The following is a 16,436-nucleotide window of genomic DNA, read 5'->3' on the forward strand; positions in this document are numbered from 1 at the left end:
CTGTCTGGTAACGATCATGATCCTCCCGTTTTCCTTGAACATGATTTTGGATAGGCTCCCTCTGACTAACCCATGATATGGCAAATGAAAGAGGCTTTCCTGTATGAATAGTAACATTGTGGTATGGAACATCCCCCTCCTCCTTTTTACAATTAGGCATATAGGAAAGGAAGGAGGAGAGAGGGGATTTAGCAGCTCTTTATGAAAGCGATTACAGATAATGGCTGTGAACCACCGCAGGATAGGCATATGGAGACCTGACTCAATCAAAAGAAAATGGAGGCATGTTATGTTGGGACGGATGATGAAAAAAGGATTGGTGTGCTTAATCATTTTTTGCTTGGTAGTTGGCGGGGGCCAGTTCGTCCGAACAGCTCACGCCGATGATATGAATACCTATGAAGCCGAGGCCGAGGGAAATATTTTGCTTGGCAACGCGAAAATCTCTGATAGCCCGACGGCTTCAGGCGGCAAAAAGGTTGGTGGCATGTACCAAGGCAGTTCATTGCAATTTAACAATGTTACTGTAAGTGAGACAGGAAATTATAAGATTTCCGTTTACTACATTTCAGGTGATTCGCGGCCGTTTAATATTAGTGCGAATGGCGGGGAGAAGCAATTTGAAGAACCGCCCAAGACAGTCGATTGGGATACGGTGGGAACGTATGATGTGACTCTTCCGTTGAACGCGGGTACCAACACCATCCTGATTGATGACAACAACTGGTATTCTCCTGACATCGACAATATTGTGATCCGCGGTTTGGACAGTGGCCACCCGGGAGAAGGGGGCGGAGAAGACTGGAAGAAAAATTTGCATGGTGCAATCATTGAAGCAGAAGCACCCGACAATATTCTGAAAGGCAATGCCAAGGTGGTGGACAGCAGTATCAGTTCAGGTGGAAAAAAAGTAACGGATCTGAACAAAAACAGTTCACTGCAATTTACGAATGTTACTGTACCGGCAGATGGTACATATTTGATCCGGATATCTTATATCTCCGGTGACCAGCGTCCTGTTTATATGCAGGTGAACAATGGCACGGATGAGATGATTGATCTGCCCAAAACGGCAAGCTGGAATACAGTAGGCACATATGATGCGGAAGCTTCCCTCCATAAGGGAGTTAATACCATTACGTTCTCGGATCATGATTGGTACTCCCCCGATTTTGATCGAATTGAAGTCATCCCGTATACGCTTAGCTATGAAGCCGAAGATCCGGGCAATACGCTGACTGGTGAAGCACGTGTAACAGAGAGTCCGAATGCTTCAGGTGGCAAAAAGGTCGGCTATCTGAATGGCGGGAGCTCTTTGACGTTCAATAAAATTATAGCCCCCATGACAGGTGATTACCGCGTTAAGGTAGATTATTTTTCAGGTGATCCGCGGAGTTTCTATGTCCATGTAAATGGTGGGGAAGAGCAGTACCACGACCTGCCCAAAACCCCGGATTGGGATACGGTAGGTACGTATGATCTTACACTCCCATTAACTGAAGGCGAGAATACGATTACCTTTTCCGACAACAATGGCTATTCTCCCGATCTGGACCGGATTATCGTCGAGCCTGCGATAGAGACAGAACCCGAAAATCCAGGTGAAGGAGATGACGATCTGGGGACACCGGGTGACTCGCAACAATACGGGGATATCACGGTGACTGATTACACTCATGGTCTTCTGGTATCGAATGGACAATACGAAGTGTCTTATAATACCCAGACTGGATTCGTCGGCTATAGCTGGGCAGAAGGGCAGAAGATGCGGGGGATTTTCAGCAGCATTAAACTTGGCGAGAGCCTTTTGGAAACCAAAGGTTATGAGAGTCATGCGAGCGGTGGAGCACCGCTGGAGATTCAGGATGGATTCGGCAAAGGCATTGAGTTGAACTTTGTTCATACGTCAACTGGCAAACCAACCCTGAAGCAGGTCTATCGGTTTTATGAAGATAAGTCTTATTTCCTCAACCGTTTGGACGCCATCAGTGATACAGAGATCCAGAGTAATTACATGTCCCCAATTACCGTGAAAAATGCGGGTGGCGTGGATATCGGCGTCAGCTCGGATAACCGCGTGCTTACGGTGCCTTTTGATAACGATGCATGGATTCGCTATAAATCTCAAACGATGAACCGGGCGGATACCAGTTACGAAATGACAACGGTATTCAATAACTCAACACGTAACGGTCTTGTGATCGGTTCAGTAACCCATGACACATGGAAGACAGGTATTGACTGGAAAGGCTCAGCTAATCGTCTGAATGAATTTGCTGTGTATGGTGGTGCAGCGAGTGACGTTACTCGCGATACCCAGCCACATGGCAGCCTGACTGGTACTGAACTGTCCTCACCGCTGATTATGGTAGGTGGTTTCAGTGACTACCGTACAGGACTTGAGGAATACGGAAAAGCCAATGCGATTATTACTCCTCCGCTGGCGTTGAATCCGGAGCTGCCACAGGGTGTTCCAGTAGGTTGGAATAGCTGGGGAGCTTATGATAGCGGGCTTTCGTATCAGAACGTAGTGGATGTGTCCAATTATTTCAAGAACAATCTTAAGAAGTTCAACAATAACGGCAATGTATTCATTAATATGGATTCCTACTGGGACAATCTAAGTGATGCTGAGCTTGCCCAAGCTGTATCTGTAATTAAGGGCAATGGTCAGCATGCAGGCATCTATTGGGGACCATTTGTGTATTGGGGCAACGATATGAGCCAAAAAGTAGATGGTACCAACGGGCAATATACGTATGGTGATATTGTGCTTAAGGATGCTGAGGGGAAACCTCTGCCTACACTGGATGGAGCATATGCACTGGATGTGACACATCCGGGGAGTCAAATGCGCATGAATTATTTTCTGGATAAGTTTAAATCACTTGGATTCACATTCATCAAACTCGACTTCCTGACCCATGGCTCACTGGAAGGCCAGCATTATGATACAACGGTGACGACAGGAATCCAGGCTTACAATGAAGGGATGCGTTATGTTGAAGAGCGATTGGATGGAAAAATGTTTATTAGTGCGTCCATTGCACCGATCTTTCCAAGTCAGTATGCGCATAGCAGACGGATCTCTTGTGACACCTATGGCAAAATCAATGAGACGGAGTACATGCTCAATTCATTGACATATGGTTTCTGGCAAAATGGAACGATCTATTCTTATACAGACCCAGATCATTTGGCATTAAGCAGTGCTTCAACCCTGGAGGAAGCCCGCAGCCGGGTGAATTCCGGTGTAATTGCCGGTACGGTGATGATGGATTCCGATGATGTGAACGATCCCAAGGCACAGGAATACATGACAGCATTGTACAATAATACGGATGTTCTTCAGGTGGCGCTGAAAGGCAAAGTATTCAAGCCGCTTGAAGGAAATACGAATGCAAATGCCGCAGATACGTTTGTTCTGAAAGACGGCAATGATTATTACCTTGCCGTATTTAATTACAACGCCAATAGTTCAGCGAACAAAACGATTCATTTGGGTCGTGCCGGATTGAATGAATCCAAATCCTATACATTACATGATTTGTGGACAGGTGAATCTTCGTCAGCCACGGGTTCATGGTCCATCTCGCTTGGACCGGCTGAATCGAAGTTGGTTAAATTGACCGAAAAACAAGTCAACCCAGGAAATCCAGGCAACCCAGGTAATCCAAGCAACCCTGGCCACAATGGCAATACCAATAATACTAGCGGAAACTCCGGCAACAGCACTGCTCAGGAGAACGATACAGCAAAACGGGTCATTACAGCCGATATGCTGAAAGTGGACAGTGGGGCAGGGAAAGCCGTAGTGGATATCAAAGCGGGTACACAGGAGCTACAATTATCATCTGCTGTTTTACGCCAGCTCGGCAACCATACATTGGAAGTGAAATCAGGCAAGCTAACCCTGCAAATACCTGCGAGTTTGTTCCAACAGCTGTTGAGCAAGCTACCAGCGGGGCAGCAGGAAGAAAGTACGATTTCCTTGAAAATGGTTCCACTTGGCAGCAAGGCCAAGGAGGTCGTTGCTGCAGTGGAGTCATCTTCCCGGGCAACGGTTTCCCTTAAGGGTGAAATCGTTGAATTCAGCCTTTCGGCAACAACCAAATCTGGCGCAACCGAAACACTCTCTGTGTTTGATCATCCAGTTACGCTAAGTCTGGCAGCGGCTGAAGGCTTCGACCCTTCACAGGGAGGAATATATTATATTAACGAAAATGGGAAATTGGAATTTCTCAAATCGCATTACGTGAAAGGCGTATTAACAACTAAAGTGAGCCACTTCAGCAAGTATGCCATTCTGGAATTGAATCGGACGTTTGCCGATGTTCCGGCCAATCATTGGGCCAGCTCTGTAATCAAGGAGTTGGCAGCTAAGCTGTATGTCGAAGGCACAAACGCGGATCAATTTGAGCCAGGACGGGCAGTCACTCGCGCTGAATTCACTGCCATGCTCGTTCATTCTCTGGGACTGACCGCAGCGGGGAAAGTACAATTTACAGATGTAGCGACAGATGCCTGGTACGCGGAACCCATCTCGATTGCGACCCAAGCCGGTATTGTCAACGGCGGAAGCGCAGCCCGTTTCCAGCCGGACGCACAGATTACCCGTGAAGAAATTACGGTGATGCTGATGAAAGCATACGAACTGAATGATGGGAAAGTGCCTGTTGGTTCTACAGATATCTTGTTTACCGATATGGCTCAGGTTTCTTCATGGGCAGCTGTTTCGGTGAAGGATGCAGCCCGACTAGGACTGGTTCAAGGCCAAAAACAAGGGCAGTTCCTGCCTAAAGGGATAGCTTCCCGTGCAGAGGCGGCTCAGGTCATCTATAACCTGATTTTGAAGTAAGCTATAAGGCTGCGAATTGCATCGCAGCCTTATTTTCATAACTTTGAGATGACAGATGATTTCCCCTATGGATTGTAAGAATGCGATATGGCTAATTTAACACCTGCTTCCTACAATAATATGTATGTTCACAACACACAGCACGAGGGTAACAGGAACTCGAAAGGATGATAAACTTGACGATTCAATATAATGAACAACTACGTATATTTGCAATGCAGACGCAAAATTCGTCCTACATTTTCGGAATTAATGAGAGGGAACACCTCCAGCATCTGTATTGGGGTAACCCCGTGGACATCGAGGACAGCGCTCCGTTGCTCCATCTACAATCCCACAGCTCTTTTGACGCGGAAGTGGAAAGAGAGGTGGAGGAGTATAGCTTCTGGGGAGGAGCATCTTATACAGAGCCATCTTTGAAGCTGCGTATGTCTGATGGTGTCCGTGATCTCCAGGTAAAGTATGACCGTCACGAGATCATTGAACAGGATGGCAGACAGACGTTGATGATCACGTTGAAGGATCAGGTGTATGCACTTGAAACGCAGTTAATATATCGGGTCATCCCTGAATTTGATCTGGTGGAGCGTTATGCCAAAATCGTAAATACGGGACAGGAGGATATCGTGCTGGAAAGCATGCAATCCGCAGCCTGGACTTTGCCATATCTCCAGGATTACCGCCTGACACATGTTACGGGGAAATGGTCGGGTGAATTCCAACTGCGCAATACCATTTTGACAGAGGGAAAAAAGGTACTTGAATCGCGGAGAGGTTTCACGGACGGTCATGCTAACCCATGGTTTGCGATTGATGATGGTCTTTCGACAGAAAGCGGCGGCGGGGTATGGTTTGGTGCTCTGGCCTGGAGCGGCAACTGGAAGATTGTCGCTGAGAAGACCCCATTCACGCATGTGCGGGTAACAGGTGGCATCAATGATTTTGACAATGAATGGTTGCTGGGTGCGGGCGAAACGTTTGAGACGCCTGTCTTTGTCGGCGGATTCAGCCCAGAAGGCTTTGGCGGAATGAGCCACCGCTTGCATCAATATCAATACAATTACATACTGCCTCGCAGTGAAATCGGGAAAGTGCTGTACAACTCCTGGGAAGCAACCTACTTCGATGTGAACGCACAGGACCAAATGGCGCTTGCCGAGCGGGCAGCCAAGATGGGCGTGGAGCTATTCGTCGTGGATGACGGCTGGTTTGGACAGCGGCATTCCGACCGAGCGGGGTTGGGCGACTGGAACGTGAACAAGGAGAAGTTCCCTAATGGGCTGGTTGAACTGATTGACCGGGTTCATGGACTTGGGATGGAGTTTGGTATATGGGTAGAGCCGGAGTCGGTCAACCCGGATAGCGATCTTTATAGAGAACATCCAGACTGGGTATACCATTTTGAGACCCGGGAACGTACGGAGCTTCGCAATCAGCTGCTGCTGAATATTTCCAAGCCGGAGGTTAAGCAATACATTATCGATTTTATGACCGAACTGCTTGGCAACCATGAGATTAAGTTCATTAAATGGGACATGAATCGGACCATCACGGAGCCTGGTATGAAGGGGCACCCGATTAACCGCCAGAAAGAAGTATGGGTAAGGCATGTCCAGAGTCTCTATGATATATGGGCACAGCTGAGAGCCAAGTTCCCGGATGTGGAGTTTGAGACTTGCGCAGGAGGTGGCTCGCGGATTGATCTGGGCATCTTCCGTTATGCGGACCAATCCTGGCCGAGTGACAATACGGATGCGTTCGACCGTCTGAGCATTCAGGAAGGCTTCTCCTATACGTATGCACCACGTATGATGACCTGTTGGGTAACCGAGTCACCTACAGGAATGAACGGTCGAAACGTCTCCCTGAAGTATCGTTTCCACAGTGCAATGATGGGTACGCTTGGTATTGGCTCCAATCTGAACGAGTGGAGTGATGAATGGATCGAGCAGTCCGGGGAATTCATCGGACAGTACAAAGCCATTCGCCACCTCGTGCAATTCGGCAGACAATTCCGCCTGACTGCGCTTCGTCATAAGGGGGTTACGGCTGTCCAGTACAGTAATACTGCCGCAAGTGACCATGTGCTGTTCGCTTTTCTTCACTCGCAGAAGCTGGGTGAACCGTTGCCTAGACTGCGTTTGGCAGGTCTTCAGGCTGACAAGATCTATCTCATTGAAGAGCTGGGATTATCGGTCAGTGGCCGTGCGCTGATGAACATCGGGGTGGAATTGCCTCTACGCGGCGATTTCGACAGCCTGGTGTATCGTATCCGTGAGCAGGTATAAAGGATGCTGTAGAATGGTTTAAAAGGAGTGCTTTGCAAGCCAATAGTGGCTGCATTGCACTCCTTTTTTATTGGATCTCTTTTTGTGGCAGACGAATTTGGACCGTGGTTCCCATGCCTAGTTTGCTATACACTTTAACACCGTAATATTCACCGAATTTCAGCTTAATTCTCCGATCCACATTTGAAATGCCATAGCCTCGTCCTTCTTTTTCTTCAAACAAAGACTGAAGCGTCTCACGCCGCATGCCCATTCCATCGTCTATAACAGATAAAATAATACTGTTGTTCTCGATGACGCCTTTGATATGAATATTTAGGGGCCGATCCTGATTCCAAAGAGCGTGAATGACTGCATTCTCCACAAAAGGTTGTAACGCAAGCTTCACGGTCGAGTAGGGCAGGATCGATTGATCTATCGTGTAAATGATGTTCAGCTTGCCTTTAAATCGAATAAGCTGTATGGCATTATAGCTCTGCGTCAGTTTCAATTCCTCATTGATCGTCAGGATGCTCTTTCCTTTATTCAGGGATATCCGATAAAACTTGGCCAGATGAAGGACCATATCCTGAATCTGGGGATCCTGATGTTTTACGGCCAGAGAGGAGATCGAGCCGAGTGTGTTATACAGAAAATGAGGATTGATCTGAGCTTGAAGCAGGTCAAGCTCGGCTTCCTTGCTCTGTAGCTCCTTCTGGTAGACCTCCGTAACCAGACTTTTCAGCCGGGTTGTCATCTGTTCGAATGCAAAGTGAAGCTGTCCTATCTCATCATTGCCCATTTGTTCCTCATGGGTAGGATTGAAATCCCCCCGTTCAATGCGTCGAATCATCCGTATTAACGTCCTGATGCGTTTGCTGAACAGCGATGCGGTAATATAAATGAGCAACAGCGCCACACCGATGAAGCCCAGTGAAATTTTGATAATAAGCTGAGAGAGAGATTTGGCATCTTTGATAATACTGTCGTAAGGGAAGATGGATACCGTTTTCCAGCCGTTTTTGAGCGTATTATAAACGGCCAGAGCTTTCACGCCTTGGTACGTTGTATCAAATCTGCCTGAAGGCGTTTCGTCAAAATTCTGATGAAGCAATTTGGGCAAGCTTGTGTTGATTAACTGCTTGTCTGCTGAAGATAAAATAATACCTTTGTCATTGATGATAAAGATATCCTTACCGCCTGCTTCTTTTTCCATAAGAGAATAGATGACAGACTCGGAAATTTGAAAGACCAGCATGCCGTAGGGATACTGATTACTATTGTTGTTCAGCAGCCGGGCAAGCGTGAACATGGCGGGACCATTCTCGGTCTGCGGCGATGAGAGATGAATAATGTTCCCATAGGATTGTTGCAATTTGTGGAACAGTTCCGTGTTCTGAACTTCGGGTGTAATTGGCCGGATATAATAATTGTCTTTGGGCAGCGATGGATTGTCCGAATAAATGAATGCGCTATCAAAATCAGGGTAGGCAGCCATCACCGTATCAATTCGATTGCCAATATAATTATAGACATCCAGATAAGATGGATCATCCTGATACTCGTTTGTAAGGTAATTGGCAAGGCGATTATCCAAATAAATGGAGGCGGAAATATGTTCATAGCTGTCCAGTTTATTCTCCAGATTTTTGGTGATCTGAGCTGTTGAGTTCGTCATATTGATGTAGATCTGCTCGGTAAGTTTCGTTTTGGTAAGTTCATAGGAAAAATAAACCAATAGCATCATCGGAATGATGGTGACGAGTACAAATACCATAAATAGCTTGGAACGAAAGCTCAGGTTAACAAAAGGCATGTATATGTATTTTCGATAGAATTGGCGCATTCGGGAGCCCTCTCTTGACTGATTATTCGTTGCACAGTTCATCATAGCAGAGTGAATATGGAAATCCAATCCTCACTTTTTACAAAAACATCTTTAAAAAGCGGTATCTTTCGGAGAATTCGACTATGGCAAGCGATTGGCGTCAAATTTATGATAAATAGGAGAGAAGTTGAATCCAGATATGGCCGGCCATGCTGCTGTATAGAAAAAGGGAGGGTATTTAATGCATAAGGTAAGCGCTATCAAAACAGTCAGGAGCAATAATCTGATAAGCAGACTAAAAGAGCAAAAATGGTTATTCGTGCTTATGCTTCCTGCCTTCATTGCCACATTGTTATTTTCCTATGGTCCGATGTTTGGACTGTATATGGCGTTTACGAATTATCAGCCGGGTGGGGGATCGTTCTTTTACCAGTTCTTCCATGCCGAATTTGTAGGTTTCCAATGGTTTGAGTATTTCTTTACTACAGGGGATTTCTATCGGGTTATGCGTAACACGCTTGCGACAAGCTTGCTGACGCTGTTCTTCGGATTTCCTGCCCCGATCATCCTCGCGCTTGTGCTGAATGAAGCGAGACAGGGATTTTTCAAACGTTTTGTACAGACGGTTTCTTATCTGCCGCATTTTATCTCATGGGTTATCGCAGCCAACATTGTGATTACGCTGCTGGCTTCGGATGGAATGCTTAACAATATTCTGGTTCTGCTGGGCATCGTTAAAGAACCAGTCGCATTTTTGCAGAACGGGCCTTTATTCTGGTGGATTATCGCATTGTCGAACATGTGGAAAGAGATGGGGTTCAGCGCCATTATGTATCTCGCCGCAATCGCTTCCATTAATCCGGAGCTTTACGAAGCGGCCAGGGTGGACGGAGCCAGCCGATTTAAGCAAATGTGGCATATTACGCTGCCATCCATGCGCCCTACCATTGTCATATTGGCTATTCTTGCGGTCGGAGGCATTTTGAATGCAGGATTTGAACAGCAATACCTGCTGCAAAATAATACCGTGCTTGAATACTCCGAAGTTATCGATATTTATGCTTACAAATACGGACTACAGAACAGCATGTTCTCATACGGTGCTGCCGTGGGGATGTTCAAATCCGTTGTTGCCTTTATTCTTGTCCTCATCGTGAACCGGATTTCCAGAAAAGTGAACGACCAGGCGTTGTTCTAATTATAAAAGACAGAGGGGAGCGCTTGTAATGATTCTGAACAGATTCGGGGATCGTATTTTCAAAATTATTGTGTATTTCATTCTTATTCTCGTATTACTCGTTACATTTCTTCCGTTTTGGAATATACTCGTTCTTTCATTGAACAGCGCGGAGGATACGGTACGGGGCGGCGTTTATCTGTGGCCCAGGGACTTGACATTGGACAGCTATCAGCAGATTTTGAAAGATAGCGAGATTTTAAACGGGCTGTGGGTAACCGTCAAACGAACGCTGATTGGCGCACCGCTATCGGTTCTCGTCATTACGATGCTTGCGTATCCGCTAAGTCGGCGGAATCTCATTGGTCGCAAAGGCTGGAACCTGTACTTTATCTTCACCATGTATTTCAGTGGTGGACTCATTCCGTTCTACATGGTGCTTAAGGCACTGAACATGATCGATACATTTTCGGTGTTCATTTTGCCAAGTTTGATGAATGTCTTCTATATGATTATTGTCCGTACCTTTATGGAGCAGCTGCCCCATGAGATTGAAGAATCGGCGAGGGTTGACGGGGCTAACGATCTGACGATTTTTTTCCGGATTGTGATGCCGTTGACAACACCTGTACTTGCAACAGTGGGGCTTTTTCAAGCCATTGGGCATTGGAATGCCTGGTTTGATTCCTATGCGTTCACCTACAGCTCGGACCTGAAGACCCTACAAGCCGTGCTCGTCAAAATCTTGAATCAATTTCAGACAGGCGGCATGATTTCACAATCGCAAATGCTGGCCAACTCAGCTAAACGGAATGCTGTTTCTAGCGATACCATTCGAATGGCTGCTACCATGGTAGCCACCTTACCGATCGTTATGGTGTATCCGTTCCTGCAAAAATACTTTGTCAAAGGCATGACTTTGGGAGCGGTGAAAAGTTAATCTATTCCATAATCCGGTTGCAGGGAAGGCTTGTCCGCTGGCTTTTCCCTGAAAGGGGGTGGGCAAAGATCGTTTTGAAAATGCTCAATCTAGCACGAAAGGAATTTATTCATTGGGAGGAATTAGGGTGTCAATGACAAAGACAAAAAAATGGATGACCATGGGGATTGCGGCTGCATTAGTCGTTGGTTTGCTGGCGGGCTGCTCCTCCAATGATGGGGAGAATAATACATCGGGTAAAGATGGGGACCAAGGGCCAATTACGCTGACCTGGTTTGATGGCAATACCAAAGGAGAACCTTTTACCGATGCAATTGCCCAGGAAATCACCAAAAAAACGGGCATAGAGATCTCCATCCAACAACCAACAGGTAATCCAACGGAAAAACTGAGCTTGATGCTCGCCAGTGGTGACTATCCGGATGTGGTGGTCATGAGTCGGGGAGACGCTTCCCTTGATAAGTACATTTCAAGCGGTGCATTCATTCCACTAGATGAGTTAATTGAAAAGTATGGTTCTGATCTGAAAGAAATGTATGGCGAAACCTTGACCAAAACACGTTATACAGACGGCAAGAACTACTATCTCGCAAACTGGTATGGACTCGACAGTGACCCTGTCTTCGGTATGCTCATGAGACAAAATCTGCTGGAAGAGTTTCTTCCAGACAAAGCTGATGGTTCACAGCCCCTCACCACAGACGAATTTGAAGCACTCCTGAAAAATTTCAAAGAAAAATACAATACGATTGATGGCAAAGAGTCCATTCCCATGACGATGAACGGGGAGAACATGGGCGCGAATCTGGGAACATTCAAAGGCATGTGGGGTTTGAAAACGTATTATGACAACAACGGACGTCTGCAATATGATGTCAAGGACCCCAAATATCGTGAAATGCTGTTATATATGAATCGGTTATATCGAGAAGGTCTGATTGAAAAGGAATTTGCGATCAGCAAAACGCAGACATGGATTCAAAAGCTGACGACTGGCGCGGTATTCGCTACCCCAGGAGCATATTGGGACCCAGGTAACGGCAATGCGGCACTGAAGAAGGATGGCGGGGAAAAGAATCAGTTGTTCGCCTACAAGGTTGTTGCTCCAGGTGTAGATCCGGCCCAAACCACATTTGGCCCAAGAAGTTCGCTTGGATGGGATGCAATCGCCATTACCAAAAACAACAAACACCCGGAAGAAACGATAAAGCTGTTTAATTATCTGGCGAGTGATGAAGGACAGCATTTGCTGCTGTGGGGTAAGGAAGGCGAACAATACACCATGGTGGATGGCAAGCGACAACCGGACCCTGCATTCCTGCAAAGCTTCAAGGATAATTGGGATGATACGGTGAAGAAAAGTGGCGTTCGTAAATGGTTATGGTTTGTCAAAAATGGTCTGGATCCAAATGGACAGCCGTATGACATGGCAGTCAAATTCCAACGTAGTGAAGTGGATGAACTGGCCCTCAAGAGTCTTGGTGATTCCGTATGGGATACAGCACAGTACGATAACCTGAATCCGGATGGGGGAACACCTCAAGCACTGACGGCCCAGAAGGTGAAGGATATTATGGATCAGAGCATTACGAGAGCCATTATTGCTCCAAGTGAAGCTGAAGCCAACTCCGTATTTGACAAGATGCTGGAGGATATGAAGAAGGCTGGCGATGAGAATGTGGAAGATATCATAAACGAGAAATATGCTCAGCGTATGGAACTGTGGTCTTCCAAGTAATTGAAGTGTAATTTGGTAATAAGAAGCGTCCCGGGTTAGTCCGGGACGCTTCTTATTTATGGACACATTTTACAAGATGAGCTAAACCACTTTGACAATGGAGATAACATCTCCTGCTACGGTTGAAATCTTGCCAACCTGACCAGACAGTATATATTGCTCACCGGAAGGGAGGGTGCACAATGCCCCTTCTGCCCATGGAATATAGAAGGAAAGTGCAGTACCCGCTTCGCTCTCAATCTCGATCCAGTCCGTCTCCCCATCCACAAAAGCCGCACTCACAAGGAAGCCTCCCACTGCACGGAGGGTGTGGAACTCTGCTTGTTGACCGTTTGGCCAGTTGGGGAAGAAACGCAGGATACCATTATAACTTTGAAGAAGGCATTCATTGATCACGGCAGGCAGGGAGAAATTTTCGAACCAGATGCCCATGCGGGACATGAAATCGAAGTTCTCCGTGTCAGCATAGCGACCACCGCTCATCAAGACCCGATCTGTACAAGTACCGTTTGATAGGAGACAATACTGGATTTGGCGCTTGAAGCGTTCCAGATCCAACACGCCAAGCCGGGCTCCGGCAAGATGGTAGAATACCAGTTCATTCCCACCTTCGTTGCGGTGATTAAGGTAGGAGTTTACTGCGGTCCGGTATTCCTCTTCTGGCGAATGAAGCCCGTGATCTTCACCCGGAAATACAGTCGTAATTGGAATCGGGACGTTATAGACTACATCGGGATTCTCCCCCTCCACCGACACAAAGACGGGACCGTTGCGGGATTCGGCTGTGGGATAAGAAGGGAAATGGCTCAGAATCTCTTTTACTTTCTCTAGCAGCTCCTGCTCGGACTCCTCCCTTTCAAGGGCAACGCAAGCCTGAGTGAACGCATTGAACAGAAATCGCGTCAGGGTGAGGTCAATCAGGCAGTCTTTGTTTTTGGCAAAGCCGGGTGTAATCTCATATAGCTCCGGCACCACCGTGGGAAAAATGTGATAATTACCATCTCCCCATCGTTCACCCTGTGCTTCTGGACGATTCATGTAATCGACCATGAACAGCACCGCTTCCTTCATGGGTTGAAATGCACGATCACGCAGGAACGTCTCGTCCATGGAATACAGATAGTGCCACCATAGACTTTGCACGGTCCAAGGCGTCTCACAGATTTCCCATCCCCAGTGCGGGACCGGGTAGGGCATCATGGACATTTCAACTGGATAGGCTGAATGGGGGAAATAAGCTCCGCTCAGTCCGTAATACTCCTGTGCCCACGCACGACTGACGGGAAGAACGTGATCAACCATATCCACGTAGGGAAGATGTTTGTCGAGATGATTGCTGGAGAATGCGAGCCAGAATGGCTGCTGTGTGTTGTAATTCATGTGGTAATCCCCATGCCAGTCTGCGCCGATGGTTCGGTAGCTCCAGTTGGCGAACAGACCTGGACAGGTAACGCCTTCTCTCACGGCACAATTAAAAAAGTAAAGATTGTGGTACCAGATCCGCTCCAGAAATTCATCTTCGAGTGCGACGGAGGAGCGGCTCCAATAATCACGCCACATTACATTCGATTCTTCCTTAGCCTGACTAAAGGAGGATAGTCCTGGCGGGTGGGCCTCGTCAATGAGTTCGCTATAAAGGCCTTCCCACAGCTCTGCGCAGGCCAGAAAGCCGTGTTCAGGTTCTCCCAGAGGAGTGCCGTTGACTACGGGTGTCTGATTGTGCAAAGGATGTTCTTTCATTGCAGTTAATCCAGTCGAGCTAACAGCGAGCCGGAAAGCTCGATCTTTTTCATGTGTGGTATAGGGAACAACGGGATGCTCAACATGCGGCAAAATTTGCGTGAAAGACTGTATACTCGTCATTTCGCTAATTACGACTGCTGCTTGAGGAAATTCAGGCGGTGTTTCGGGATCAGGAATCAGCTTTATCTCCTCGAATAAGGGAATCGGAGCACCCGTAGCGGCATCACTTACCTTCATCCAGACCCGGTCGTGCTCTCCTTCTACAAAGAGTTCGAATACCGCAGGTTTGCCATCGATCAGGAAATCAATCGTGCAAAGGCCACTAGCAATATCAATGGTATGGCCGATGACTTCGGCCTTTCGCCGATCATACCGCAGCAGCAGTGAGCCGCACGGCATGGGCTTTGGATAAGCTTTACTGTAATTTTGTCCGGCCATCTCACAATACTGTTTGTACCACGGATGATCTGTCAATCGCGGCAAATTTGCTGGCAGAGCAGCAAACCTGTTATACACTTCTTGGAAAGTCATGAGCTCATCTCGGTGTTCTTCGGCGAGACGAATATCCCATACATTGTTGTGTCCAAAATGGAGCATCACAGCGTCAGGGCGGGTTGTTACGACAATACCCAGTCCTCCATTGCCCAGCAGTGCGCCTTCAAAAAAATCCGGCGCAGGACCATTGAAGGAAATGGGATGCTGCTTCGCACGTTCATAGCCTCTGTTCTTGTTTATCTCGTATCTTCTCTTCGGTTGCTTAACCTTCTTCTGCACAAGTCGTCCTCCTCATGAAGTCATGCGATGTACAGTTATTACTGTAACGGAACAGCAGTTTGCTGTATTTAGCAAGACGTCCATGATTTACACGATCGTCAGATCAATTGGCGCACTGATGATATGTACCTCTAATGCTGAATTGTACCTTTCGGTCATGCAGATCAAAGGTTAATATCGAGAAAAACGGAGTCGGAAAGGATACTTCCAATGGATTTTGCTTGCTTGCATCCCTATGTTTACTTGGCAACTCGATACCCTTTTGTAAGAGGACAGTCGAGCTCTCCGAGAATTTGTTATACCAGCTCTATTTACTTGATCAGCGAAGGGTATGGGGTATTAAGTACAAATGGAAAGAGCAGCAGGCTTGGTCCCGGTTCGCTGATCTATATTCCAGCAGGGCAGCTGCATGAGTGGGTGGCTGATTCGGAGAACCCCATGGTCCATCTGTGTTGTTATTTTGATTGGCACTATGTGGAGCGAAAAGCTGTGTTTGAGACAGCCAGTCCGATCTGTTATCCGCCGCAGGTGCTGCAGCAAGCCTTTGTGGGCCCAGCCTTTCCGTATGAACTCAGGGAGATTTCAAAGGTGGAGTCGCTGCGAATCTGGCAGGATCTGTTCCAGGATTTTTATAAAAGCGACTCATACACCAATGGACAAACGTTTATGCGCAGTTTGACGATTCAACGTCATTTTCAGACGTTTATGGATTATTTTCTGGACTGCTGTCTGGGAAATGACGATGTAATCCCTGATCGCCGCATAGCCCATATGCTTAAAATGTTGGATCAGGACTTACTTCACGGAGCACCCAAGCCGCTAGATATCTACTACAAAAACCTCAATATAAGCCGTGGACATTTTTTCGAGCTGTTCAGGAAATCTACCGGATACTCTCCCAACCAGTATATGAATCACTTCCGTATTGGACGGGCGAAGTCCGATTTGCTTCACACCACACTAAGTATCACTCAAATAGCAGAAAAATATCATTTTAGCTCGGTTCATTACTTCTCCCGCCTCTTTCATCAACTGACAGGTCAGGCTCCTCGCCAATATCGCTTACGTCAGTTCAACGCAGCGGCTTTAAGCGCTCCATTGGAATGAACAG

Annotated in this window: 8 protein-coding genes; 6 read left to right on the plus strand and 2 right to left on the minus strand. The window is 47.0% G+C overall.

Translation table 11 applies throughout. The features are described from left to right. The first annotated feature begins 289 nt into the window (after positions 1–289). Positions 290–4,858, plus strand: coding sequence for an S-layer homology domain-containing protein (locus MKY42_RS11030; RefSeq protein WP_339850956.1), 4,569 nt, complete (start codon positions 290–292; stop codon positions 4,856–4,858). Positions 4,859–5,025: 167 nt separating this feature from the next. After that, positions 5,026–7,146 (plus strand): alpha-galactosidase, encoded by a 2,121-nt coding sequence (locus MKY42_RS11035; protein WP_339850959.1) that lies wholly within the window; start codon positions 5,026–5,028, stop codon positions 7,144–7,146. Between the two features lie 67 nt (positions 7,147–7,213). Here MKY42_RS11035 and MKY42_RS11040 read toward each other — a convergent pair whose 3' ends face one another. Then, on the minus strand, positions 7,214–9,016 hold the full coding sequence (locus MKY42_RS11040) for a sensor histidine kinase (RefSeq protein WP_339850962.1): 1,803 nt from the start codon (positions 9,014–9,016) through the stop codon (positions 7,214–7,216). 178 nt (positions 9,017–9,194) lie between these two features. Here MKY42_RS11040 and MKY42_RS11045 point away from each other — a divergent pair, with 178 nt between their 5' ends. The 3 genes from MKY42_RS11045 (at position 9,195) to MKY42_RS11055 (ending at position 12,808) form a co-directional block, all read left to right on the plus strand. Further along, complete coding sequence (locus MKY42_RS11045; RefSeq protein WP_076289390.1) at positions 9,195–10,151, plus strand: ABC transporter permease subunit; 957 nt, start codon at positions 9,195–9,197, stop codon at positions 10,149–10,151. Positions 10,152–10,179: 28 nt separating this feature from the next. Then, complete coding sequence (locus tag MKY42_RS11050) at positions 10,180–11,070, plus strand: carbohydrate ABC transporter permease (protein ID WP_339850965.1); 891 nt, start codon at positions 10,180–10,182, stop codon at positions 11,068–11,070. 133 nt (positions 11,071–11,203) lie between these two features. Further along, complete coding sequence (locus MKY42_RS11055) at positions 11,204–12,808, plus strand: extracellular solute-binding protein (protein ID WP_339850968.1); 1,605 nt, start codon at positions 11,204–11,206, stop codon at positions 12,806–12,808. Between the two features lie 81 nt (positions 12,809–12,889). Here MKY42_RS11055 and MKY42_RS11060 read toward each other — a convergent pair whose 3' ends face one another. Next, positions 12,890–15,325, minus strand: a complete 2,436-nt coding sequence (locus tag MKY42_RS11060) for a glycoside hydrolase N-terminal domain-containing protein (protein ID WP_339850971.1) — start codon at positions 15,323–15,325, stop codon at positions 12,890–12,892. 315 nt (positions 15,326–15,640) lie between these two features. Here MKY42_RS11060 and MKY42_RS11065 point away from each other — a divergent pair, with 315 nt between their 5' ends. Next, positions 15,641–16,432 (plus strand): helix-turn-helix domain-containing protein, encoded by a 792-nt coding sequence (locus MKY42_RS11065; RefSeq protein WP_339850974.1) that lies wholly within the window; start codon positions 15,641–15,643, stop codon positions 16,430–16,432. Positions 16,433–16,436: the final 4 nt, after the last annotated feature.

The sequence above is a fragment of the Paenibacillus sp. FSL W7-1088 genome (assembly GCF_037969855.1).
Lineage (GTDB): Bacteria > Bacillota > Bacilli > Paenibacillales > Paenibacillaceae > Paenibacillus.